Source organism: Microbacterium sp. Root553 (genome assembly GCF_001426995.1).
GTDB lineage: Bacteria > Actinomycetota > Actinomycetes > Actinomycetales > Microbacteriaceae > Microbacterium.
The window spans coordinates 66,212-90,205 of the sequence record NZ_LMFY01000001.1 but is presented as its reverse complement, the minus strand read 5'-3'; the positions used below and the strand labels follow the sequence as shown (position 1 = coordinate 90,205).

Annotated in this window: 18 protein-coding genes; 6 read left to right on the top strand and 12 right to left on the bottom strand. The window is 69.8% G+C overall.

Annotated elements, in window-relative coordinates; genetic code table 11:
- Window positions 1-61 precede the first annotated feature (61 nt).
- From yicI to ASD43_RS00365, 6 genes are all read right to left on the bottom strand, one after another.
- On the bottom strand, window positions 62-2,296 hold the full coding sequence (gene yicI, locus ASD43_RS00390) for an alpha-xylosidase (protein WP_056412086.1): 2,235 nt from the start codon (window positions 2,294-2,296) through the stop codon (window positions 62-64).
- The gene (locus ASD43_RS00385) at window positions 2,296-3,183 is read right to left on the bottom strand and encodes a carbohydrate ABC transporter permease (protein WP_200946545.1); all 888 of its coding nucleotides are present in this window, start codon (window positions 3,181-3,183) and stop codon (window positions 2,296-2,298) included. Before ASD43_RS00385 ends, yicI begins: the two co-directional genes overlap by 1 nt.
- A complete protein-coding gene (locus ASD43_RS00380; RefSeq protein ID WP_056418779.1) occupies window positions 3,183-4,148 on the bottom strand; it encodes a carbohydrate ABC transporter permease in 966 nt (321 codons plus the stop codon). Before ASD43_RS00380 ends, ASD43_RS00385 begins: the two co-directional genes overlap by 1 nt.
- Window positions 4,149-4,206: 58 nt before the next feature.
- The gene (locus ASD43_RS00375; RefSeq protein ID WP_056412082.1) at window positions 4,207-5,514 is read right to left on the bottom strand and encodes an ABC transporter substrate-binding protein; all 1,308 of its coding nucleotides are present in this window, start codon (window positions 5,512-5,514) and stop codon (window positions 4,207-4,209) included.
- Between the two features lie 139 nt (window positions 5,515-5,653).
- Entirely contained in the window at window positions 5,654-6,667 is a 1,014-nt protein-coding gene (locus ASD43_RS00370) for a LacI family DNA-binding transcriptional regulator (protein ID WP_056412080.1), read from the bottom strand.
- 210 nt (window positions 6,668-6,877) lie between these two features.
- Window positions 6,878-7,336 carry a GNAT family N-acetyltransferase gene (locus tag ASD43_RS00365; RefSeq protein ID WP_056412076.1) on the bottom strand — a complete coding sequence of 153 codons (459 nt, stop codon included), beginning with the start codon at window positions 7,334-7,336 and terminating at the stop codon, window positions 6,878-6,880.
- Between the two features lie 176 nt (window positions 7,337-7,512).
- Between ASD43_RS00365 and ASD43_RS00360 the strand changes: the two genes are divergently transcribed.
- Window positions 7,513-9,732, top strand: a complete 2,220-nt coding sequence (locus tag ASD43_RS00360; RefSeq protein WP_056418776.1) for an NADP-dependent isocitrate dehydrogenase — start codon at window positions 7,513-7,515, stop codon at window positions 9,730-9,732.
- Window positions 9,733-9,827: 95 nt separating this feature from the next.
- Here the strand turns inward: ASD43_RS00360 and ASD43_RS00355 are convergent, their stop codons facing one another.
- Window positions 9,828-11,327 carry a L,D-transpeptidase family protein gene (locus ASD43_RS00355; protein ID WP_157550994.1) on the bottom strand — a complete coding sequence of 500 codons (1,500 nt, stop codon included), beginning with the start codon at window positions 11,325-11,327 and terminating at the stop codon, window positions 9,828-9,830.
- A gap of 92 nt (window positions 11,328-11,419) precedes the next feature.
- Window positions 11,420-11,827 (bottom strand): RidA family protein, encoded by a 408-nt coding sequence (locus ASD43_RS00350; RefSeq protein WP_056412069.1) that lies wholly within the window; start codon window positions 11,825-11,827, stop codon window positions 11,420-11,422.
- Window positions 11,828-11,852: 25 nt separating this feature from the next.
- Here ASD43_RS00350 and ASD43_RS00345 point away from each other — a divergent pair, with 25 nt between their 5' ends.
- From ASD43_RS00345 to ASD43_RS00325, 5 genes are all read left to right on the top strand, one after another.
- Entirely contained in the window at window positions 11,853-13,073 is a 1,221-nt protein-coding gene (locus tag ASD43_RS00345) for an alanine racemase (protein ID WP_235563974.1), read from the top strand.
- Window positions 13,064-16,351: a family 20 glycosylhydrolase gene (locus tag ASD43_RS00340; protein WP_056412067.1), complete on the top strand. Its 3,288-nt coding sequence runs from the start codon at window positions 13,064-13,066 to the stop codon at window positions 16,349-16,351. Before ASD43_RS00345 ends, ASD43_RS00340 begins: the two co-directional genes overlap by 10 nt.
- Window positions 16,352-16,430: 79 nt before the next feature.
- Window positions 16,431-17,618 (top strand): ROK family transcriptional regulator, encoded by a 1,188-nt coding sequence (locus tag ASD43_RS00335; protein ID WP_056412062.1) that lies wholly within the window; start codon window positions 16,431-16,433, stop codon window positions 17,616-17,618.
- Window positions 17,619-17,658: 40 nt separating this feature from the next.
- Complete coding sequence (locus ASD43_RS00330; RefSeq protein ID WP_056412060.1) at window positions 17,659-18,624, top strand: ROK family protein; 966 nt, start codon at window positions 17,659-17,661, stop codon at window positions 18,622-18,624.
- Window positions 18,617-19,396 (top strand): glucosamine-6-phosphate deaminase, encoded by a 780-nt coding sequence (locus ASD43_RS00325; protein ID WP_056412056.1) that lies wholly within the window; start codon window positions 18,617-18,619, stop codon window positions 19,394-19,396. The genes ASD43_RS00330 and ASD43_RS00325 overlap by 8 nt, the downstream gene beginning before the upstream one ends.
- Window positions 19,397-19,408: 12 nt before the next feature.
- On the opposite strand, the gene ASD43_RS00320 is transcribed toward ASD43_RS00325, so the two are convergent.
- The 4 genes from ASD43_RS00320 to ASD43_RS00305 are packed head-to-tail and all read right to left on the bottom strand — an operon-like array spanning window position 19,409 to window position 23,790.
- A complete protein-coding gene (locus ASD43_RS00320; protein WP_056412051.1) occupies window positions 19,409-19,816 on the bottom strand; it encodes an NUDIX hydrolase in 408 nt (135 codons plus the stop codon).
- Complete coding sequence (locus ASD43_RS00315) at window positions 19,809-21,173, bottom strand: FAD-binding oxidoreductase (RefSeq protein WP_056412048.1); 1,365 nt, start codon at window positions 21,171-21,173, stop codon at window positions 19,809-19,811. The genes ASD43_RS00320 and ASD43_RS00315 overlap by 8 nt, the downstream gene beginning before the upstream one ends.
- Entirely contained in the window at window positions 21,170-21,541 is a 372-nt protein-coding gene (locus ASD43_RS00310; RefSeq protein ID WP_056412044.1) for a YrdB family protein, read from the bottom strand. Before ASD43_RS00310 ends, ASD43_RS00315 begins: the two co-directional genes overlap by 4 nt.
- A 29-nt stretch (window positions 21,542-21,570) precedes the next feature.
- A complete protein-coding gene (locus ASD43_RS00305; RefSeq protein WP_056412041.1) occupies window positions 21,571-23,790 on the bottom strand; it encodes a sigma-70 family RNA polymerase sigma factor in 2,220 nt (739 codons plus the stop codon).
- Window positions 23,791-23,994: the final 204 nt, after the last annotated feature.

The following is a 23,994-nucleotide window of genomic DNA, read 5'->3' as shown; positions in this document are numbered from 1 at the left end:
CACGCGCTGACGCCGCCGCCCCGTGCGGGTCACCCGGTCACCCGGTCACCGGGTCACCGGGTCACCCGGTCACCTCTGCGAGGTCCACCGGGTACGTCACCTCGACGCCGTCGGGAGAGGTGACCGTGACGGACGCCGTGCCGGTCCCGCCGGGGAACACCCGCATCCGCAGTCCCTCGTGGTAGTCGTAGTCCGGCCGGTCGACGCGCGCACCCCAGGGGAGCACGGTGCCGGGGCGCACGTACAGCGGCAGCGAGTCGAAGCCGTGGACCTCGCGGCGCCAGCCGCCGCCCTGCACGGTCTCGCCGGTCAGCAATGACGTCCAGGCGCCGTCCGGCAGGTAGAACTCGACCGAGCCGTCTGCGGAGAAGACCGGTGCGACGAGCAGGCTCGAGCCGAGCATGTACTGCCGGTCCAGGTAGCCGACCGCCGGATCCTCGGGGAACTCCAGCTGCATCGGACGCATCACGGGCAGGCCGGTCCGCGAGGCGTCGATGCCCTGCTGATACAGGTAGGGCATGAGTTGCATCTTGAGGTGGGTGAAGCGCCGGGTGACGTCGACGGCCTCCTCGTCGAACGCCCACGGCACCCGGTAGGAGCTGGAGCCGTGGAATCGCGAGTGCGAGCCGAGCAGGCCGAAAGCGGTCCATCTCTTGAAGACGCCGGCATCCGGCGTGCCCTCGAATCCGCCGATGTCGTGGCTCCAGTACGCGAACCCGCTCAGTGCCAGCGACAGGCCGCCCCGCAGGGTCTCGGCCATCGAGGCATACGTCGAGGTGGAATCGCCGCCCCAGTGCACCGGCATGCTCTGACCCCCCGCCGTGGCGGACCGGGCGAACAGCACGGCGTCGCCCGATCCGCGGGCATCGACGAGCACATCGTGCACCGCGCGGTTGTAGAGGTCGGTGTAGAGGTTGTGCATGCGTGACGGATCCGCGCCGTCGGCCCAGACCACCTCGGTGGGGATGCGCTCGCCGAAGTCGGTCTTGAAGCAGTCCACCCCTTGGTCGATCAGCCGGCGCAGATGCGCCTGATACCAGGCGGTGGCGGAGGGGTTCGTGAAGTCGACGAGACCCATGCCCGCCTGCCACAGATCCCACTGCCACACGGAGCCGTCCGGGCGGCGGACAAGGAATCCCTGATCCGCCGCCTCGCGGAACAGCGGTGAGCGCTGGGCGATGTACGGATTGATCCACACGCACACCCGGAGGTCCTTGGCGTGCAGTCGCGACAGCATCCCCTCGGGGTCGGGGAACACCCTGGTGTCCCAGACGAAGTCGGTCCAGTTGAACTCGCGCATCCAGAAGCAGTCGAAGTGGAACACCGACACCGGCAGGTCGCGCGCGGACATCTCATCGATGAATGCGCTGACGGTCTGCTCGTCGTAGTCGGTGGTGAAGCTCGTCGAGAGCCACAGACCGTACGACCAGGCGGGCACCACGGGAGGTCTGCCGGTCAGCGCCGTGTACCTGGCGATCACGGCCTTCGGGGTGGGGCCGGCGATCACGAAGTACTCGAGCACCTCGCCGGGGACCGAGAACTGCACCCGCTCGACCGACTCCGAGCCGATCTCGTACGAGACGTGGCCGGAGTCGTTCACCAGCACCCCGTATCCGCGGTTCGACAGGTGGAACGGGATGCTCTTGTAGGCCTGCTCGCTGGAGGTCCCGCCGTCGGCGTTCCAGACGTCGACGGACTGGCCGTTCTTGACCAGCGGCCCGAACCGCTCGCCGAGGCCGTAGACGAGCTCGCCGACCCCCAGGTCGAGCTGTTCGTGCACGAACACCGAGTCTCGGGGGGCGGACCCGCCCTGACGCGCGTTGTCGACGATGCCGGGATCGACCTGGGCGTCGTGCGCGAGCCGGATGTATCCCTGCGACTTGTGGCCACTGCCGGTGACCCGACGGCCCTCGACCTCGAACGAGAGATCCCAGGGGGCGCCGGCAGAGACCCGGGCGATGAGGGCGCCGGCATCGAGCACGCCGCCCTCGGCGGTGATGTCGCGCGTCGCGTGCCCCGATCCGGCGCCGGGGAGCCGGAAGCCCTCGTGTCGCAGGCCGCCCTCGTGGTGAGCGATCCGCACCCGGATCACGCCCTCCGCCGGAGAGGAGAGCGTGGTCGTCAGCACCGGGCGGTTGAGCGTGTCGCCACGGCCGGCGATCACCCTGGTGGGGGCGGTGATGACGAGGCCGGCGCCGTCCGGCGTGTCCTCCGTCTCGGCGATGTCGTAGGCCTGCTGGGCGTAGAGCGCCGTGACACCCGGTCGCAGCTGCCAGAACCCGTCGGTGAACTTCATTACTTGACTGCTCCTGCCGTGATGCCGCGCGTGAGGGTGCGCTGGAAGATGAGGAAGAAGATGAGCGTGGGGATGATGCCCAGCAGCGCCGAGGCGCTCGTGGTGGTCACGTCCATCAGCCGGTCGCCCTGCAGCACGCTGATCGCGACCGGGACCGTCTGGTTCGCATTCGAGGCGAGGAAGGTCAGCGGGATGAGGAACTCGTTCCACGTCCAGATGAAGAAGAAGATGAGCAGCACCGACAGGGTCGGCCGGCTGATCGGGAAGACCACGCGCCAGAGGATCTGCCAGCGGCTGGCGCCGTCGAGCGACGCGGCCTCGAGGATCTCCTTCGGGAACGTGCCGTAGACGGACGAGAGCAGATACGTGCCGAACGCCGCCTGGATGACGGTGAAGACGATGATCACCGCCCACACGTTGTCGTACAGCCCGACCGATTTGAACATGAAGTAGAGCGGGTAGAGCAGCGCCTCCTGCGGCAGGAGGTTGGCCATCAGGAACAGCAGCACGATCCAGCTGCGGCCGCGGATGCGGCCGATGCCGATCGCGAACGCGTTCAGCATCGAGATCACCACCGCGAGCACCGAGACGACGCCGGCGATGAGGATCGAGTTCCACACCTTCTCGGGAAAGTTCACCCGCTCCCAGAACTTGATGATGCCGCCGAAGTCGAGGGCCTCGGGGAGGGCGAGCGGACCGGAGGTCGCGTAGTCGACGGGCGACTTGAACGAGTTGACGAGCACGAGGTAGAACGGCGCGATGACCAGCACCGCTCCCACGACGACGAGGGCGAGCAGCAGCCAGTCGACCGGACGCTTCTTCGTCATGCCCCCGCGGGGGCGGGCCTTGCCCGGCGTCCCGGTGACGATGGCAGTGGTGGCGTGCATCACAGACCCGCCCTTTCCTTGCGCTCGAGGGAGTTCTGCACGCGGATGAAGATGATCGACACGATGACCACGACGATGGTGAGAACGGTGGCGATGGTCGCTCCGTAGCCCACGTTCCGCTTGGTGAAGAACTCCTGGTACGCGTAGTACGCGGGCACGAGGGTCGCACCCGCGGGTCCGCCTCTCGTGATGATGTAGACCGGACCGAAGACCTTCAGCGCGGCGATGGTGCAGGTCAGGGTGACCACGAAGATCTCCGGGCGGATGATGCTGGCGGTGATCGAGGTGAAGCGCTGCAGCCAGTTGGCGCCGTCGAGCTCCGCCGCCTCGTACAGTTCGGGATCGACGCGCTGCAGGGCGGCCATGAAGACCACGACGGGGTAGCCGAGCTGCACCCACACCATCACGACCATCAGCACGATCAGGGCGGAGGGCATCTGACCGAGCCAGTCGTAGGCCGGGAGGCCGAGCGCCCCCAGGATCTGGTTGAGCGCGCCGTCACCGCCCGGTCGCACGATCCAGCCGATCACGATGCCCGCGACGGCGATCGGCAGGATCTGGGGGAGGTAGTACGTGGCACGCAGGAAGCTGCCGACCCTGCCGCCGAACTTGCGACCGACGACGTCGAACAGCAGCGCGGCGACGATCAGGCCCACGATCGTCGGAACGACGACCATCGCGATGATCATCCACACCGAGTTCGTGAAAGAGGTCCAGAAATCGCCGTCGGTGAGGATCTTCTGCCAGTTCTCGAGCCCGATGAACTCCGGGGTGCGCACTCCCTTCCACTTCGTGAAGGTCAGGTAGAGGTTCCAGACCAGCGGGACGATGACGACGACGAGCAGCAGAGCGAAGCCGGGGAGCAGGTAGATCCAGTAGGCCCCGGTCCCTCCGCGGCGCTGCGGGATCGACGGCTCCTCGGGCGGCAGCTTCGTGCGGCCCTCGCGACGGGTGGCGAGTGACATGTTCATCTCCAGGAGGGTGTGGGGGCGACGCCGCGCGGACGCCGCCCCCACGAGCGGATCAACGGAATTCCGAGGTGCCTTCGTCGTACTGCTCACCGAGCTTCGTGTTCGTGGTCTCGGCATCCTGTGCTCCGGTGATCAGGCCCTGCAGTTCCTGCACGATCACGTCGTAGAAGCCGGGGGCGGGCCAGTCCGGGTAGAAGGACAGCCCGTCCGCATCCAGCACGCCGTTGAACGTCTCGATCAGGGCCGCGCTCTTCTCGTCGGTGATGTCGGCGGGTTCGGCCGCGACCGGGAGGCCGCCGTTGTTGCCGATGATCGCCTGGATCTCGGGGCGCATCGTGATGTCGATGAACTCGTAGGCGAGCTCCTTGTTCGATGCGTTCTCGGGGACGACCCACAGGTTGCCGGAGGATCCGAGCGACAGGTCGGCGCCGGGGAAGGCGGTCATCGTCCAGTCGAAGCCGGTCGCCTCCGAGACGAAGCGTCCGAACCACCATGACCCCGACACGAAGATCGGCGAGGTGCCGTTGATGAACGAGACACCCGCGTCCTCGGCTTTGACCGACGAGACGTCGGAGGCGATGTAGCCCTTGTCCATGTACTCCTGCAGGGTCTCCGTCGCCGCGGTGACCTCGGGACCCTGCCAGTCGACGGGATCCTTGTACAGCTGGTAGTCGTCGACGAAGCCGCGATCGCCGGCGTTCAACGCGAGCTGGTACCAGAGCTGGCCGAGGGGGTATTCGGCACCCGCCTCGGCGAGCGGCGTGACGCCCTGTGCGACGAACGCGTCGAGGACGTCGACGAACTCGTCGTAGGTGGTGGGGATCTCGAGGCCGGCGGCGGCGAAGGCATCCTCGTTGTAGTAGACGCCGACGAACTCGCCGTAGTTCGGGATGCCGAACCAGGTGTCGCCTCCCATGACGCCGTCGTCGGAGTACTTCGCGGTGGTCTGCAGCGAGGGGGCGAGCTTGTCGTCCCAGCCGTACTCGTCGACGGCGTCCGAGATGTCGGCGATCAGGCCGGTGGAGGCCAGGAACCCGGCGGTCGCGTTGCCCTTGTTGAACTCCATCAGATCGGGCGCGGCGTCGGTGTCGAGCACCTGGCTGGCCGTCTTCTGGATCTGCTCGAACGACTTCTCCTCGAACTCGACCGTGGCTCCGGTCTCCTCCTCGAAGATCGCGATCGCCTCGGCCCACGCCTTGCCCATCGCGCTGTCCGCACCCTCGTAGTGCCAGAGCGTGAGGGTCTGTCCGTCACCGCCCTCGTCGCCGGATCCCGCGGTGCAGCCGCTCAGTGCGATGCCGGTCGCGGTGAGTGCGGCGAGAGCCGCCAACGTCTTCGTCCTGCGGGTGTTGCGTGCCATCGTCGGCACTCCTTTCTCGGTGGCCCCGGAGGGCCGGACACTTCATCGGGTCGGGTGTTCAGTTGTGGGTGATCGACTCGAGATCGCATCGTCGAAGCGTTTCGACAAAATCGACGCGACCGCGATTCTCCGGAGGGGGTCACTCCCGGGCGGGAGCGACCGATCCGGCGGAGAGGTATTCGGGAGGGATGAGGTGGATGCGCGCGGGGGCGTGCGGGTCTTCGAGGCGCTGCACGGCGAGATCGATCGCGAGCTCGCACGACTGCTGCGGCACCAGGGGGATCGTGTCCACGGGCACGGGGAGCGTCGCGGTGTCGAAGGACGCCGCGGCAGAGATCACCGACACGTCCGTGCCGACGGTCAGCCCGCGCTCGGTCATGACGGCGAGCAGCGCCTCGTGCACGTCGCCGACCGCGTGCACCACGAAAGCGCGGATCCCGCGATCGAGGGCGGCCTCGACCGCCGCGCGCACGGCCGACGCATCCGTCGTCGTGACACCGGTGGTCGCCCACTCGACGGCGACGCCCCGCCGCGTCGCCTGGGCCTGCACCCCGCGGAGCAGCCGGCGCGGGAAGTTCGACTTCACGTACGAGACCTCGGTCTGACCGAGCAGCACGGCGGCGGTGTGACCGGCATCCGCGAGGCGGTCGATCGCGAGGTGCCCTGCGGCCTCGAAGTCGAGGTCGACGCAGGTCAGCCCGTCCGCGTCGTCCGGGATGCCGATGAAGACGGTGGGGGAGCGCAGCGAGCGGGCGATGTCGGCCCGTGCGTCGTCGGGCGCGACGTCGAGCACGAGGATGGCATCGACCAGGTTGCTGGCGGCGACCCTGTTCATCCCCTCGGATGCCTGCTCGTCGGTCAGGAGGAGGATGTCGTAGCCCCGTCGGCGGGCGGCGACCGTGGTCGCCAGCACGAACGCCATGTGGGTGGGCGCGTGCGTGTCGGCACGCAGCGGTTCGGTGAGCGCGAAGATGTGGGTCCGGCGCCCCGCCAGCATCCTGGCGCCGGCATCCGGCTCGTAGCCGAGGGACCGCACCGTGTCCTCGATGCGCCGACGGGTCTTCTCGGAGACGGGCCGCTTGCCGCTGAGGGCGTAGGAGACGGTGCTGATGGACACCCCGGCGGCCTCGGCCACGTCGTGGATCGTCGTCATCGGGACTCCGTCATCATCGTCAGGTCACATCGTCGAAGCGCTTCGCCAGAGGCCTCGGGATCGATGATGACACGCACCTCGCCGGCGCGCAAGGCTTTTGTGGGCAATCGCAACAAATGCCTGTGCCGCCGAGGGGCGGGAGGGCACGACGGACCGAGGGGCGGATGACCGACCCTCGAGGGGGAGGAGACCCGAGTCCCCGACGCCCGCCTACGAGGCGATGCGGATCTGGGCGATGACCTCGGAGTACTCGGTCTCACCGACCGGGGTGAACCCGACGCGGAGGAAGAATGCCTCCGGGCCGTCTTCGCCGGCTTCGTAGATGACGTTGACGTGATCGAATCCGCGCGTCCTGGCCTCGTCGAGCAGGCTCTCGACGGCGAAGCGGCCGACGCCCTTGCCCTGGCCCTCTGCATCGACGTTGATGCGCCACAGCACGGAGCGGAAGTGCTCCTCGGGCGCCTCGGCGTCGAAGTTGGCGCTGACGAACCCGACGACGTGATCGTCTTCGAGGACGACTCGCTGCCAGGAGGTCTGCGGATCGATGACGGTCGCCGCGATGCCGTAGGACACCGGAGCGAGGAACTGCTCCTGCCCGGGCTTGAGCGACAGGTTGTTCACGGCGACGATCGTCGCGGCGGAGAGTTCGACCATGCGCAGTTCGGACATAGTCACAGGCTAACGCCTCGGGCGACATCGTGCCCGCAAACCCCGAGTTTTGGTCACGACCCTGGGTGCGAGCCCCCGCGCGAGGCGGTGCGGGCGGCTCCGCGCCCACGCCGGATGGGCCGCTCAGGTATCTTGGTATCGAGACAAATATGCCCTCGCGAACGGAGAACCTCCTGGTGACCGACGACGCCATCATCTACACGTACACGGACGAGGCACCGGCACTCGCCACCGCCTCCTTCCTGCCGATCATCAAGGCCTATACGGGACAGGCCGACATCGAGGTCGAGACCCGCGACATCTCGCTCGGCGGCCGCATCCTCGCCGCCTTCCCGCAGAAGCTCGCTCCCGAGCAGCAGGTCGGCGACGCGCTGGCCGAGCTCGGGGGGCTCGCCACCCTCCCCGAGGCGAACATCATCAAGCTGCCGAACATCTCGGCCTCGATCCCGCAGCTCAAGGCGGCGATCGCCGAGCTCCAGTCGCAGGGATACGACATCCCCTCGTTCCCGGACGAGCCCACCTCCCTCGAAGAGAAGGATGTGCGGGCGCGCTACGACCGGATCAAGGGATCGGCCGTCAACCCGGTGCTGCGCGAAGGCAACAGCGACCGCCGGGCCCCGCTCGCGGTGAAGAACTACGCCAAGAAGCACCCGCACCGCAACAAGGCGTTCGCGCAGGGGTCGAAGACCCGTGTGGCGACGCTCGGTCACGACGACTTCAAGCACAACGAGCGCTCGTGGGTGGCGGCGAAGGACGACGTCCTGAGCTTCCGCCACACCGCCGCGGACGGCACCGTCACGATCCTCAAGGAGGGGCTGAAGGTCCTGCCGCGCGAGATCATCGACGCCACGTTCCTCTCCGCCGCCAACCTCGACGCCTTCCTCGCCGAGACGCTCGAGACGGCGAAGAACGACGACATCCTCTACTCGGTGCACCTCAAGGCGACGATGATGAAGGTCAGCGACCCGATCATCTTCGGCCACGTGGTGCGCGCGTTCTTCCACGATGTCTTCGCACAGCACGGCGACGCGCTCGCCGCCGCAGGGCTCACCGCGAACGACGGACTCGGCTCGATCCTCGCGGGTCTGGGCGGCGTCGCCGGCGGTGACGAGATCGCCGCGGCGTTCGACCGCGCGATCGCCGAGGGGCCCCGCCTGTCGTACACGAACTCGGACAAGGGCATCACGAACCTGCACGTCCCCAGCGACGTGATCGTGGACGCCTCGATGCCCGCCCTGGTGCGCAACGGCGGCAAGCTGTGGGGCGCGGACGGCGGCGAGGCCGACACGCTCGCGGTCATCCCCGATTCCTCCTATGCAGGCGTCTACCAGGCCGTGATCGACGATGTGATCGCGAACGGCCCGCTCGACCCGGCCACGATCGGCACCGTGCCGAACGTGGGCCTGATGGCGCAGGCGGCCGAGGAGTACGGCAGCCACGACAAGACCTTCGAGATCGAGACCGCCGGCACCGTCCAGGTGGTCGACAGCGAGGGCACCGTGCTGATCGAGCACGAGGTCGAGCCCGGCGACATCTGGCGTGCCACGCAGACCAAGCACATCCCGGTCATGGACTGGGTGAAGCTGGCCGTGACCCGGGCGCGTGCGACCGGTGACCCCGCGGTGTTCTGGCTCGACGCGAACCGCTCGCACGACGCGCAGATCATCGCGAAGGTGCACCAGGGACTCGCGACGCTCGACACCAAGGGGCTGACCATCACGATCCTGGCTCCGGAGGAGGCGACGCGTTACACGCTCGCCCGCATGCGTCACGGTCTCGACACCATCTCGGTGACCGGCAACGTGCTGCGCGACTACCTCACGGACCTGTTCCCGATCCTCGAGGTCGGCACCAGCGCCAAGATGCTCTCGATCGTGCCGCTGCTCGCCGGTGGCGGCCTGTTCGAGACCGGTGCCGGTGGCTCCGCTCCGAAGCACGTGCAGCAGCTCGTCGAGCAGAACTACCTCCGCTGGGACTCGCTGGGCGAGTTCTTCGCGCTGGCCGCCTCGCTCGAGCATTTCGCCGACCGCACCGGCAACGAGAAGGCTCGCGTGCTCGCGCAGACCCTCGATGCCGCGACGGGCACGTTCCTCGAAGAGGACCGCTCACCCGGGCGTGCGCTGGGCACGATCGACAACCGCGGCAGCCACTTCTACCTGGGGCTGTACTGGGCGCAGGAGCTGGCGGCGCAGACGACGGATGCCGAGCTCGCCGCCGCATTCGCGCCGATCGCCGCCACCCTCGCCGAGAACGAGGAGACGATCGTCTCCGAGCTCAACGCGGTGCAGGGCACGGCCGTGGAGATCGGCGGCTACTACCGTCCGGACGACGCGCTCGTCCAGGCCGTGATGCGCCCGTCCGCGACGCTGAACGGGATCGTCGACGCGCTGAACTGACAGACGACACGGAAGAGGGGGCCGGATGCGCGAGCATCCGGCCCCCTTCGCCTTTCCTTCTCGGGCCGCAGGCGGAACCGAGGAGGCGGCGGTGATCAGTTGTGGACCGACACCTCGAGGCCGACGGGCGACCACTCGTAGACGAACTTGGCGACATCGATCGGCATGTTCACGCAGCCGTGGCTGCGGGGCGAGCCGAAGGCGTTGTGCCAGTAGGTGCCGTGGAAGCCCTCGTCGCCGTTGAAGTATGTGACCCACGGCACGTTCGGCGTCTCGGTGATCGAGCCGTCGGGCTCGCGGCTCTTCATCGTCTGCATGCGCACGTGCGCGTAGACCGTGAAGTTGCCGGTGTCGGTGGGCGTGGCGGCCTTGCCGGACGAGATCGCCCAGGAGCGCACGACCGCGCCGTTCTCGATGAGGGTCGCGGTCTGGGATCCGAGGTCGACGTCGATCTTGCGAACGAGGTTGACCGACTCGAACGGAGTCTCGGTGACCGCGAGCGGGACGACGCCGTCGGCGGCTTCCAGCTTGTCGGCGACCTCGGACGCGAGGTTCGAGGTGTCACCCAGCGCACGGCCGTTGACGCCCGCGGTCTCGGTGCGGAGCACCTCACCCGAGGAGTTCACGATGTTGGTCGCGTTGACGGGCGCGCGGTCGACGGCGCCGGCGAGGGAGTCGATCGTGGTCTGGATGACCGCCTCGTCGGCGACCACACGGAGGGATCCGTCGTCGTCGACGACCGAGAACCAGCTCGCGGCGGTGGCGGGGTCGACGGGGACCGTGCGCTCTTCGCCGACGTAGAAGCCGATCGTGCCGAGCATCCCGTTCAACGAGGTCATCAGCGTCGTCGCGTCGTCATCGGTGACGGCGGCCGCCGCCTCGACGGGCGCGCCGGAGAACTCGAGGCTCTTGCCGCCGTCGGCGACGGTGTCGACGATGGCCGCGGTGAGACCGTCGATGTCGACGGCCGTTCCGGAGACCGACGGGGTGACCGTGTAGGCGGCGGTGGCCGCGTCGAAGACCACGCCGGCATCGGTCGGATCCTCGTAGCTGGCGGGGACGGCCGAGCGCAACGCGGAGTCCGCGGCCGAGGGGTCGAGGGTGATCTCGCCCGCGATGGGGTCGCCCATCCATGCGCCGAGATTCCAGAGCGGATGCTCCGCGAACGCCTTGTCGGCGAGTGCTCCGGCATCGATCGAGGCGCCGAGGTCGGCCCCGGTGAGCACGACATCGTCGCCTGCTCCGGTGAGCGTGACCTCGGTCTCGGCGACGTGCGCGTCGATCGCGTCGGCGGCGGCGCCGGGCGTGAGCCAGCCGACGGGGATGCCGGCGACGGTGGTTCCCGGAGCGATGAGGATCATCGATGCGGCGCCCGCGGCGAGGACGACCGCTCCTGCGCCCAGCCCGATCCACAGACCGAGACGCTTCTTCTTGGGCGCGGGCTCGATGGGGGCCCAGGCGACCTCGGGATCACCGCTCTGCGGCGGAAGGGCGGCGGTGGGCGCGTCGGAATCCTGTGCGACGACGGCATCCGTCGTCTCGTTCAGCTTCTCGGTCTTCGCATCCTGAGCTGAGATCAGATCGGTCACGAACATCACCCCCCGGTTTTCTCGTGTGTCCTCACTGATATGCTACGCGATCGCAGGTAACGGGGAGGCAACGGTCCGTGGGGCCGGCCGGGACTCTCTCAGTCGGAGACGACCGCGAGTCCGTCGATCTCGACGAGCATCTCCTCGCGGGGGAGTCCGGTGAACACCGTCGTGCGCGCGGGGAGGACGTCGCCGGTGGTGTGGGCGCTGACGAACGCGCCGTACGCCTCGTTCATGATCGGGAAGTCCTCGCGCGCGGTGAGATACACGCGCAGCATCACGACATCGTCGAAGGTCGCTCCCGATGCCTCGACGATCGCCTTGACGTTCTCGAGGGTGCGAGTGGTCTGTGCGGCCACGTCGCCGGGGAACAGGTAGTCGCCGGTCTGCGGATCGACGGGACCCTGTCCCGAGACCTGCACGATCGGCCCCTTCCGCACGCCCTGCGAGAACGTGTGGGCGGGAGCGGGGGCGGCGTCGGTCGAGATGCGGATCTTCGCGGTCATACCTCCACCCTAGTAGCCTTGTTAGATGCCTCTACAAATTCCGGATCCTCTTCTCGGCACGTGGGCGAAGGGCTTCTCCGCGCGAACCGCGGGCCTCCGTCTCTCCGAGATCGCGGCTGCGGATCTGCACCTCTCCGATCTGACCACTCCGATCCTGACGGTGCACGAGGCCGCGCTCGCGCACAACGAGACGACGGTGTTCGGCTGGGCGGCCGAGCAGGGGGTGCTGCTGGCGCCGCACGGGAAGACAACGATGGCGCCGGCTCTCTGGCAGCGTCTGCTCGATGTGGGCGCGTGGGGGATCTCGGTCGCGACGGCGTGGCAGGCCGAGGTCGCGATCGCGGCCGGAGTGCGCACTGTGCTCATCGCGAACGCCGTGACCGATGGTGCGGCGGCCCGCCACCTCGGCGAGCTGCTCGCCGAGGACCCCGGCCTGCGCATCCTCTGCTGGGCCGACTCGCCGACGACCGTGGGCATCCTGGCCGAGGCTCTCTCCGACGCCGCCCGGCCTCTCGACGTGCTCGTCGAACTCGGCGGTGCGGGTGGGCGCACAGGCGCGCGCAGCCTCGCCGACGGCGAACGCATAGCCGAGGCGATCCTCGATGCTCCGGGCCTGCGCCTCGCCGGGGTGACCGGATACGAGGGGCCGTTCGGACCCGATCGCAGCGTGGCGTCGGTCGAGGCGGTCGACGTGTACCTCGAGACCCTCGTGACCCTGCACCGGCGTCTCGCGTACCCGGAGGGCGTCCGTCCGGTGCTGAGCGCCGGTGGCAGCGCCTTCCCCGATCGTGCCGCCGCGATCCTCGCTCCGCATCGGGCCGATGCCGACATCGTGCTGAGGTCCGGGGCGTTCCAGATCCACGACGACGGCTTCTACTCGCGGATGTCACCGTTCGGTGGGCCGCTCACCTCGACCGCTCCGCTGCGGTCGGCGATGCACGCCTGGTCGCGCGTCGTCTCGCAGCCGGAGCCGGGCCTCGCGCTCCTCGATGCGGGGCGTCGCGATGTGCCGTTCGATCTCGGTCTGCCGATCCCGCAGTCCATCGGCGGCGAGATCACGGCCCTCAACGATCAGCACGCCTTCCTCCGCCTCGCGGAGACCGCGTCGGCGGCCCCCGGAGACGTCGTGCGTCTCGGACTGTCGCACCCGTGCACCGCCTTCGACAAGTGGCGCGTCGTGGCGGTCATCGACGACCCCGATGCCGACGACCCGCGCGTCGTCGGGGCGGTGGCGACGTGCTTCTGAGCAGCGAGAAGCCGGTCAGGGTGTACCGGGCGGCGACGGTCGTCGACGGCACCGGGGACGACCGGTTCGTCGCCGACGTGGCCGTCGAGGGATCCCGCATCGTCGCCGTCATCGGAGCAGGCGACCCCCGGCGGCTGCAGCTGCCGGATGACGCCGTCGAGGTCGAGGCCGCGGGGCTCGTGCTCGCTCCCGGATTCATCGACATGCACGCGCACAGCGAGCTCGCGGTGCTGCAGGGGGCGACCCACGACGCGAAGATCCTGCAGGGAGTCACCACCGAGGTGCTCGGCCAGGACGGGTTGGGCTACGCGCCGCTCGATGACGCGACGGCGGCGGTCATCCCCGCGCAGATCGCCGGATGGAACGGGATGCCGGACGAGGCGCCGTGGCGCTCGATGGAGGACCTCCTCACGGCGATCGACCGGGCAGCCGTCGCGAACGCGGCCGTGCTCGTGCCGCAGGGCAACCTGCGGATGATGGTCGTCGGTCACGAGAACCGGCCGGCCACGGATGCCGAGATCGACGAGATGTCCACGATCCTGGGGGCGGCGATGGACGCCGGCGCCTTCGGGATGTCGAGCGGCCTGACCTACACTCCGGGCATGTACGCCGACACCGCGGAACTCGAGGCACTCTGTCGGGTGGTCGCCGAGCGCGGCGGATACTGGGCGCCCCATACCCGCAGCTACGGGGGAGCGGCCCTCGACGCCTACCGGGAGGTGCTCGACATCGGCCGCCGCACCGGATGCCCGATCCACTTGACGCACGCGACGATGAACTTCGCACCGAACAGGGGACGTGCGGCGGAACTGCTCGCGCTGGTCGACGCGGCATCCGGCGACGGCGTCGATGTCACCCTCGACACGTACCCCTACCTCCCGGGTGCCACGACCCTGGCGGCGCTCCTTCCCAGCCGACTCGCCGAGAGCGGCGACCTGCTCGGCGCCATCGCCGCGCTCGACGGCGCAGGCCGCGAGGCCGTGCGCATCGAGCTCGAGGACGTCGGCTCCGACGGCTTCCACGGCGAACGGGCCGACTGGGACGCGATCCAGATATCCGGCGTCTCGGATCCGCACCTGACCGGCCTCGTCGGCCGCTCCATCGCCGAGATCGCGGCCTCGTCGGGAAGGCCCGCCATCGACGTCGTGCTCGACACGATCCTCGCCGACCGCGGCGCCACGGGAATCCTGATGCACGTGGGAGACGAGGAGAACGTCCGGACGATCATGCGCCATCCGCGCCACTGCGGCGGCTCCGACGGGATCCTCGTCGGAGCGAGGCCGCACCCGCGCGGCCGGGGGACGTTCGCGCGCTACCTCGGGCACTACGTCCGCGAGCTCGGCGTGCTCACCCTCGAGGAGGCGGTGCGGCATCTGGCCGGCACCCCGGCCGCACGGCTGGGCCTCGACCGCGGCGACGCTCCCCGCGGAGCGGTGCGCGAGGGGGCCACCGCGGACCTGGTGCTGTTCGACCCCGCCGCCATCGGCGCCGGCGCGACGTTCGACGCGCCTCTCGAGCCGCCGGTCGGGATCGTCGAGGTGCTGGTCGCGGGCGTTCCCGTCGTGCTCCGGGGTGCCGTGACGGGCGCGACCCCCGGCCGTGCGCTGCGCCGCACGCCGCCGCCGCATCGCGCCACGGTGCCGGAGGTGCTCGTGTCGGTGGATCCCGCCGCCCCGCCGTTCGAGTGGACGGCTCGCACCTTCGTGCTCGCGCCGCAGGACCTCGCCGCGAGCGCGTCGCGGCTCGGGTCGCCGGAGAGTCGGAGCGATCGCTCCGGTGCCGACCCCGCGTCCGCGTCGGGAGCGGACCCCGCGATCGTCCTGAGCATCGACGAATCGCTCGCCGCCGAGCCCTTCGCGCACGGGCGTATCGGTGTGGAGGCCTTCCGGATCGCGGTGTCGGCGACGACGATCGACGTGCGAGGCGCGAGCCCGCAAGGCGTGTTCCGCGGTGTGACCGCCCTGCTCCAGCTGCGCGAGCCGGGTGTGGAGCGCGCACGCATCCCCGCCGGCATCTGGCAGGGCGCCCCCGCCCATGCCTGGAGAGGCGTGATGCTCGACGTCGCCAGGCACTTCCGTCCTCCCGAGGACGTGCGGCGCCTGATCGACCTGCTCGCCGACCACCACCTCTCGGTCCTGCACCTGCATCTCACCGACGACCAGGGCTGGCGCTTCGAGGTGCCGGGCTACCCCCGGCTGACTCGGGTGGGGGCGCGCCGTGACGGGACGCAGCGGGGCCACGGTCCGCTGGCCACGGTCGAGGCAGGAGTGCACGAGGGGCACTACACGGATGCCGAGCTGCGCGGCCTCGTCGCCTACGCCGCCGAGCGCTTCGTGACGATCGTGCCCGAGGTCGAGCTGCCGGGTCATGTTCAGGCGGCGCTCGCCGCGTACCCGCAGCTCGGCAACACCGACGCCGCCGAGGTCGCGACCGGGCCCTGGCAGCGGTTCGGGGTGAATCCGCGCACCCTCGCGCCGACCGACGAGGCACTCGCCTTCGGGCGAGCGGCGATCGATGCGCTCTGCGATCTCTTCGACTCGCCCTGGATCGGAATCGGTGGCGACGAGGTCCCGGTGACCGAGTGGGCGGCGAGTGCGGCCGCGGCGGAGCGGATGCGCGAGCTCGGGCTCGCGACGGTGCGGGAGGTGCAGCCGTGGTTCACCTCGCACGTCGTCGAGCACGTGCGACGTCGCGGGCGCACCGCGCTGGCCTGGGACGAGGTGCTCGAGGGTGATGTGCCCGAGGAGGTGGCGATCCTGGCCTGGCGCGGTCCCGTCGCCCTGCGCGAGGCTGTGCGCCGCGGACTGCCGGTCATCGCGTGTCCGGATCTGCAGATGTACCTCGACTACCCGCAGTCGGAGTCGCCCGAGGAGCCGATCCGGGTCGGACCGCCGCTGCCGATCGAGCAGACGTACGCGCTCCGCATCGACGAGGGGGCGATCGGCGGGCAGGCCAACGTCTGGACCGAGCATCTGCCGACGAGCGACCGGCTCGACTTCGCGATGTTCCCGCGTCTCAGCGCGATCGCCGAGCGACTGTGGGACGGGGGTGAGCCCCCGCCCTTCGAGGACTTCGCGCGCCGCCTGCCGGTGCACCTGAGGCGGCTCGCGCATGCGGGGGTGGGGTATCGTCCTCTCGACGGTCCGGCGCCGTCACAGCGGCGTCCGGGCGTGCCGGGCAAGCCGCTCACACGACAGGCGCGGGAGGAGATCGTCGAGGCGCTCGTGGCCCGGTTGTCGGAGTCGTCCGCGGGGTCCGGGACATCGCTCTCGGCATAATGTAACGTTTCCGTAACCCTGCCTGTGCTATTCGGGGCAGGACTTGCACAATTTTTGTTCGTAAGGTCTACTAACAAACATGTCCGTATCGGATGCCACGCCGCCATCGACGTCACCAGACTACGTCGGTGCAAGCCTCCACGCCTTCGGCCCGGGGCGCCATCTGCGCTCGCGGGCGAAAGTGCTCCCGGAGCACGCGCGAGGGCACAACCGCGCGTTGGTGCTGCAGACCCTGTACCACTCCGGTGCGATGAGCCGCGCCGACCTCTCGCGCGAGACCGGGCTGACCAGGGTCACCATCTCCGACCTGGTCGCCGAGTTCATCGCCGACGGCATCGTGATCGAGATGGGCGTCCGAGAGACCGTCGGTCCCGGCAAGCCGCCGATCCTCATCGACATCGACCGGGTCGGGCATCAGATCATCGGAATCGATCTGTCAGGTCCCCAGGCGTTCGTCGGCGCACTGCTGAGTCTCGACGGCGACATCCTGGAACGCCGCGAGGTGCCGCGGCCGGAGAGCGCCGACGGCGAGGCCGCCTACGCCGCGACGCTCCAGCTCGCCAGGGCACTCGCCGAGACCGCCACCCACCCCATCCTCGGTGTCGGCATCGGCACCCCCGGCGTCGTGCGACCGGACGGTGTGGTGCTCAGCTCGCCCAACCTGGGCTGGACCGATCTTCCGCTCGAGGGCAAGCTCGGCATCGATCTCGGCCTGCCCGTGCTCGTGCGCAACGATGCCAATGCGGCCGTGCTCGCCGAGTACACGTTCGGTGAGGCGAAGGCCGACTTCATGCTGATCAAGATCGGTCGAGGCGTCGGCGCCGGCGTGATCACCGGCAGCCAGCCGCTCCTGGGCAGCCGCTTCGCGGCGGGCGAGATCGGCCACGTCGTGGTCGGCACCGATGGGGGCCCCCGGTGCGCGTGCGGCAAGGACGGATGCCTCGAGGCCTGGCTCAGCGAGACCAGGCTGCGTCCGGCGATCGCTGCCGAGCCGCAGTCACGGGACGAGATCCTGCGCGACGCGGGAACCCGCATGGGCATCGCGATCGCTCCGATCGTCGCCGTGCTGGACCTCTCGGAGGTCGTGCTCTCGGGCCCTGAAGACCTCCTCGACGGCGTGCTGATCGATGCCGCGGTCGAGACCCTGCACGCTCGCACGCTCGAGGGCGTCTTCGAGGACGCGCTCATCCGCCGCACGGCGCAGGACGACATCGTGCTCCGCGGCGCGGCCGTCATGGTGCTCTCCAGTCAGCTGGGCGTCTCGTGAGCGGTGCAGGAGACACGACTGCGCGCCGGAGCGCCATCCGATGACGGAGGCGATCGCCGTCGACCTCGAGGGTCGGCGTCTTCGAGTGGGCCTGGATGTCGGCGGGACGAAGATCGACGCGGTCGCCGTGGCACCCGCCGGCGACGTCCGCGCACGCCTCCGACGGCCGACCGGATGGGGCGCGGAGGCCGTGGTCGAGAACATCGCGGCCGCGGTGACCGCGCTCGCCGCCGAGGTGGGCATCGACACCGCTGCGGTCTCGTCGGTGGGCATCGGCATCCCCGGTCTCGTCGACGTCGCCACCGGGCGAGTACTGCACGCCGTGAACCTCGGTGTGGAGTCGCTCGACCTCGCCGACCGCGTCGCCGACCGCATGCGGGTGCCGGTGCGCGTCGAGAACGACGTGAAGGCCGCGGCGTTGGGCGCTGCCGCGCTCCGGCAGATCGACGGGTCCATGGCCTTCCTGAACCTCGGCACCGGTGTCGCGGCAGGCATCGTCGTCGACGGCGTGATCTGGCGCGGCTCGCGGGGGACCGCCGGCGAGGTCGGTCACCTGTCCGTCGATCCGAACGGACGGCTCTGCAGTTGCGGCCAGCGCGGATGCATCGAGACGCTGTGCGGCGGCGGTGCCCTGGCGCGCGCCTGGGCGATGCCCGGTGCGCTGCCCGTGCTCGACATCATTGACGCGGCGGAACGCGGCGACGTCAGAGCGCGTGCGCTGCGCGCGGATCTGTTCAACGGCGCTGCCGCAGCCGTGCGGGCGCTGGTGCTCTCGGCCGATGTGGAGCGGGTGATCATCGGGGGCGGGCTCACCGCACTCGGCGACCGACTCCTGTCGGGTGTCCGCACCGCGCTGCAGGCCGGAGCGGAGGCGTCGTCGTTCATGCGCTCCCTGCACCTGGACGACAGGATCGAACTGCTCCCCGCGGGGTCTCCCGCGGCGGCCTTCGGCGCGGCGCTCGTCGGCGCGTCCACCCCCCTCAAGGAGATCGTGACCCATGGCTGAAGTCGTCATCGTCGAGAACCCCGAGGCTGCCGGCGCGCTGGTCGCCGCCGAGATCGTCGACCTCATCGACGCGCGTCCCGATGCCGTGCTCGGACTCGCGACGGGGTCGACCCCGCTGCCGGTCTACCAGGCGCTGCGCTCCAGGCTCGCCGGCCGTGACGTCTCCCGGGTGCGTGGCTTCGCCCTCGACGAGTACGTCGGGCTCGACCCCGCGCATCCCGAGAGCTACCGGTCGGTGATCACCCGCGACGTCGTGGAGCCCCTCGGGCTCGATCCGCGTCGCATCCACGTGCCCGACGGCGCGCAGGCGACCATCCGGCACGCGGGGGCGGACTACGAGGCGGCCATCGATGCCGCGGGCGGTGTCGACCTGCAGATCCTCGGGATCGGCACCGACGGACACATCGGTTTCAACGAACCCGGTTCGTCGTTCGCGTCACGGACCCGCGTGAAGACGCTGACCGCGCAGACGCGCGAGGACAACGCCCGCTTCTTCGACTCGATCGACGACGTGCCCATGCACTGCATCACGCAGGGGCTCGGCACGATCCTCCGCGCCCGGCACCTGGTGCTCCTCGCCTTCGGCGAGGGCAAGGCGCAGGCGGTGGCGGATGCCGTCGAGGGGCCGCTCTCGGCCATCCTCCCCGGGTCGGCGATCCAGCTGCATCCGCACGCCACCGTCGTGGTCGACGAGGCCGCGGCTTCGCGTCTCACGCTCTCGGACTACTACCGTTACACCTTCGCGAACAAGCCGAGCTGGCAGGGCATCTGACCCGTCGAGGGCTCAGCGCCCGGCAGCCGGCCACGCGAGCGGCAGCAGGTGCTCGGTGCTCAGGGGCGCGAGCGGCAGGGACTCGGCGTCGGCCGGGGTGATCCAGCGGAGCTCGGCGAGCTCGGCCTGCACGACGACGTCGGTGATCGACGCGGTCACGGCGAAGGCATCCGCGATCACCCGGTGACCCGGCTCGTTGGCCGCCTCGGACACGAAGGTGCCGAGGGGGGAGAGGTCGGCTTCGACGAGCTCGATCCCGAGCTCTTCGTGCAGTTCGCGGATCAGGGTCTGCGCGGCGGTCTCGCCGTGCTCCGGCTTGCCGCCCGGCTGCATGAAGCGAGTGGTGCCGTGCTTGCGGACGACGAGCACCCGTCCGGCGTCGTCGACGATCACCGCGGCACTGACCCTGATGTCAGGCACGAGGGGTGAACACCTTGCCGGGGTTGAGGATGCCGAGGGGGTCGAACACCTGCGTGATGCGACGCTGCAGCTCCCACTGGTCGTCACCGAGCTCGTCGGCGAGCCACCGACTCTTCAGCGTTCCGATGCCGTGCTCGCCGGTGAGGGTGCCGCCGAGTGCGATGGCCGCACGGAACAGCTCGTCGGCCGCAGCCCACACCTCCGCCGGGGGCTCGGCGCCGTCGAAGATGAAGTTCGGGTGCAGGTTGCCGTCTCCCGCGTGGGCCACGGTCGGGATCGACATGCCGTACTTCTGCTCGATGCGCGCGATCTCGTCGAACATCGCCGGCATCGCGCTGCGGGGCACGGAGACGTCCTCGATGAGGGTCGTGCCGAGGGCGGACATCGCGGGATGCATGGCGCGGCGTATCGCCAGCAGCTTCTCGCCCTCTTCGCGGTCGTGCGAGACCAGGGTCACGCCGTCGTGCGACTCGAGGATCGCGGCGATCGTCGTCGCCTCGACCACGGATGCGGGTCCGTCGGTCTGAATCGTCAGCTGGGCGCTGCCCGGGGCCGGCAGGGGCAGATCGAGCAGCGCGGCGACCGCGGCGAGGCTCCCGGCATCCATCAGCTCCATGATCGCCGGCTGGATGCCGGAGGCGGTGACGGCGGCCGAGGCCGCGGCGGCGGAGCGCACGTCGGGGAAGGTCGCCGTGACCGTGCACGTGGTGCCTTCGACCAGGCGACGGAGCTTGAGCGTCGCTCCGACGACGACACCGAGCGTGCCCTCGGAGCCGATCACGAGAGAGGTCAGGTCGAGACCGGTGACCCCCTTCACGCTCCGGTGCCCGAGGTGCAGCAGACGGCCGTCGGCGAGCACGAGGTCGAGCGCGAGCACGGCGTCGCGCACGACACCGTACTTGGCGCAGAGCAGGCCGCCCGCACCGGTCGCGATGTTGCCGCCGACGGTCGAGATCGCACGGCTCGCAGGATCGGGCGCCCACCACAGTCCGTGCTCGGCGAGGACGTCGTTGAGGTCGGCGTTGAGGATGCCCGGTTCGACCACCGCGAGCAGGTCGTCCGCCCGGATCTCGCGGATCGCGGTCATCCGGCGGGTGGAGAGCACGATCTCGCCGTCGCCTCCGTTGGCGGCACCGGCGAGTCCGGTGCCTGCGCCGCGCACGACGACAGGGGTGCGCGTCGCGGTCGCGATGCGCAGGACGGCCTGCACGTGCGCGACGGTCTCGGCGTGGACGACCGCGAGCGGTGTGCCGGGTGCGGCATGGCCCGAATGGTCGGCGCGGGCCTGATCGAGGACGTCGGGATCCGTGTCGACGAGGATGCCGAGCTCGGCGGTGAGCTGATCGACGACGTTCATGCGATGCGGCGCCGGCCGCTCACGAGCCCCGCACCGATGGCGACGACCGCGAACGCGATGCCGACCACCGGCTGGTCCATCAGCCACCAGGCGATGGTCACGCCGACGTAGATGAGCAGTTCCACGGCGGCGCGGAGGAACGGGTGCAGGCGCAGCAGGGGGCGCGGAGACAGGAACAGCGCCCACACCAGCAGGACGACGAGCGGGGCGCCGATGCCGAGGATGACGTTCCACGGCAGCGGCCACGTGGCGAAACCCCACAGCGCGAGGGTGCCGACGGAGACGACCAGGACGATCGAGCGAACGATGTCGAGAGGGGCGATGTTCGGGCGGTCGACGCCGGGCACGGAGGCCGAATCCTGAGGCATGACCCCAGTCTATTCGCCGCCGACGAGCCTCAGAGTGCGGGGACGACGACCCCGTCCGCAGCGTCGTCGGCGGTGTCGGGGGTCGGCTCGGTGACGGGGTCCGGGGTGGTCGTATCCTCCGGGGTGGTGTCGGTCGGCGCGGGGTTTGTAGCGGGGCTGGTGTCGGTGCCGGGTTCCGTGTCTCCCGCCGGTTCCGTCTCGGTGTCGGTGTCGGTGTCGGTGTTCGGCTCCCCGGTGCCGGTTTCAGTGCCAGCGTCGGGTCCCTCGGTGCCCGTTTCGGTGCCAGCGCCAGTGCCCGTTCCAGTGCCGGTGTCGGGCGCCTGGGTGCCGGTGCCATCGGTGGCGGGCTGCTCGGTGTCCGGGTCGGTCGCGAGCAAGCACGCGAAGGCGAACAGCGGATCCTCGCGGGGGGCGACACCCTGGTAGCGGTCGGAGAGCTCGTAGAGGTCCCACAGCGTGGTGCGGACGGGCGGACCGGTCTCCGTCCCGGTGGTGTAGAAGAAGTCGACGCTTGTCTCTTCGGCGCAGAGCTGATCCATGGTCGGACGGAGATCGATGACGCCGTAGCCGAGATCGGCCTCGCCGGCCGCGAGCACCGTCGATCCGCTCCCGCCAGTGCTCCCGTCGATGAGTGCGTCAACGGTCGCACCCGGCGCGCCGGTGAGCGAGACCGCGAAGTGCGTGACCAGTTCGAGGTCGAGCGTGACTCCCACATCGGAGACCTCCGGAGCACCCGCGGGCAGCTGCGGGTCGGGGTTCTCCGGTTCGGGGTTCTCCGGTTCGGGGTTCTCCGGGTTGGTCGGATTCTCCGGGTTGGTCGGATTCTCCGGGTTCTCCGGAGTCGTCGGGGGCTCCGGGTCGGTCGGGTCTTCAGGGCCGGTCGGGTCCTCGGGATCCGTGGGGGGGTGCGGATCCGTGGGCGGATCGGGATCGAGCGTCGGGGGAGTGACCACCGGCGGCTCGGGCGTCGAGGGTGCGGCGGGTGTCTCAGGAGTGGTCGCCTCACCGGGATCGGGCGTCACCGGCGCTTCGACCGGCGGTGTCTCGGGCGCTTCCTCTTCTTCGACGAGCAGCGTGCGATCCTCGGCCATGGCGTCGTCGGGGCCGACATCGGCGCTGATGGACGAGTCGCCGTCGCCCGCGTAGGGCAGGGACGCTGTGGGATTCGCTCCGGCGAGGCCGGGGATGATGGTCGCGGCGACGACGACGCCCGCGACCACCAGGGCCGCTGAGGCGGCTCCGACCAGGGCACCCACTCCGCTGAGCAGTCCTCCGCTGGTCGCTGTGCCCGCAGATCCGCCGGACGCTCCCGCTCCCGACGCTCCCGCGTGCCCTGCGCCTCCCGCAGTGCCGGCGCCCGCTCCGGCGGCGGCCGCGCCACCCGCGGCGACGACGACGGCGCCTTCGGTCACCGTCGACGGCATGGCCGCCAGCGCGACGATGGGGGTGCCTGCACCCTGGAGCGAGGCGAGGTAGCCGGCTGATCCCGCGATGCCGAGCACGAGCGGCAGGAGGACGAGCGCGAGGCGCTTCGACACATCCTTCGCCTCGGCGGCGACGATCATGCAGCGGGCGCACTCGTCGAGGTGCAGCTCGAGGCGCTTGCGATCGCGAATGCTCAGATTGCCCCGGGAATAGGCGCCCAGGTGCTCGATGGTCCACTGGCAGTCGGAGCCGGCCGCGGCGCTGCGCAGGTGCGCCTGGATCCAGGCCTCGCGGAGTCCTTCACGGGCACGGAATGCGAGCTGGGAGACGGCGCCGGCCTTCATGCCCAGCAGGGCCGCGGTCTCCTGCGGCTTCATCTGCTCGATCTCCGTGTACCAGAGCACCTCCTGCCAGCGGGAGGGGAGGCTGCGGAAGGCCTGGGCGGTCAGGCTGCGGTCGAGGGCCTCGTTGGCCGCCTGATCGGTGCTGTCGGGATCGGCCACCGCATCGAGCTCGTCGATCGCGTGATCGCGGCGTGCGCGCCCCCAGGCGGCGGCGGTGTTGCGGATGCTGGTGAAGAGATAGGCGCGGAAGGAGCCGTTCGGTCCGCCGCCTCTGATGATGGCCTGGTAGATGCGGGTGTAGGACTCCTGCACGAGGTCGTCGGGATCGATCGACGAGGTGATCGACCGCGCGACGGACATGCCCGAGGGATAGTGGCGTCGCCACAGCTCGGCGAACGCCTCTGCATCGCCCGACCGCGTGCGCAGCACGAGATCCGCGTCAGCGATCCCCTCGTCGTGCGAAGTGTTGTCCTGATCCATGTCATCCATCTGTCGTGGAGCACGTGAAGTCGTCCCCACATGAAGAGACGCGTGAACCCCGTTTTCATCACGCGCCTTCTCCATTCTCTCGCCAAACCCCCGGGCATGTCACCCCACATCCGAAAAAAGATCCGCTGGCGCGCTCCTTGACAAAAGCCCAGGTGATGACGGATAAGTCCGAACTGCGCGTGATTCGCGTGAAAA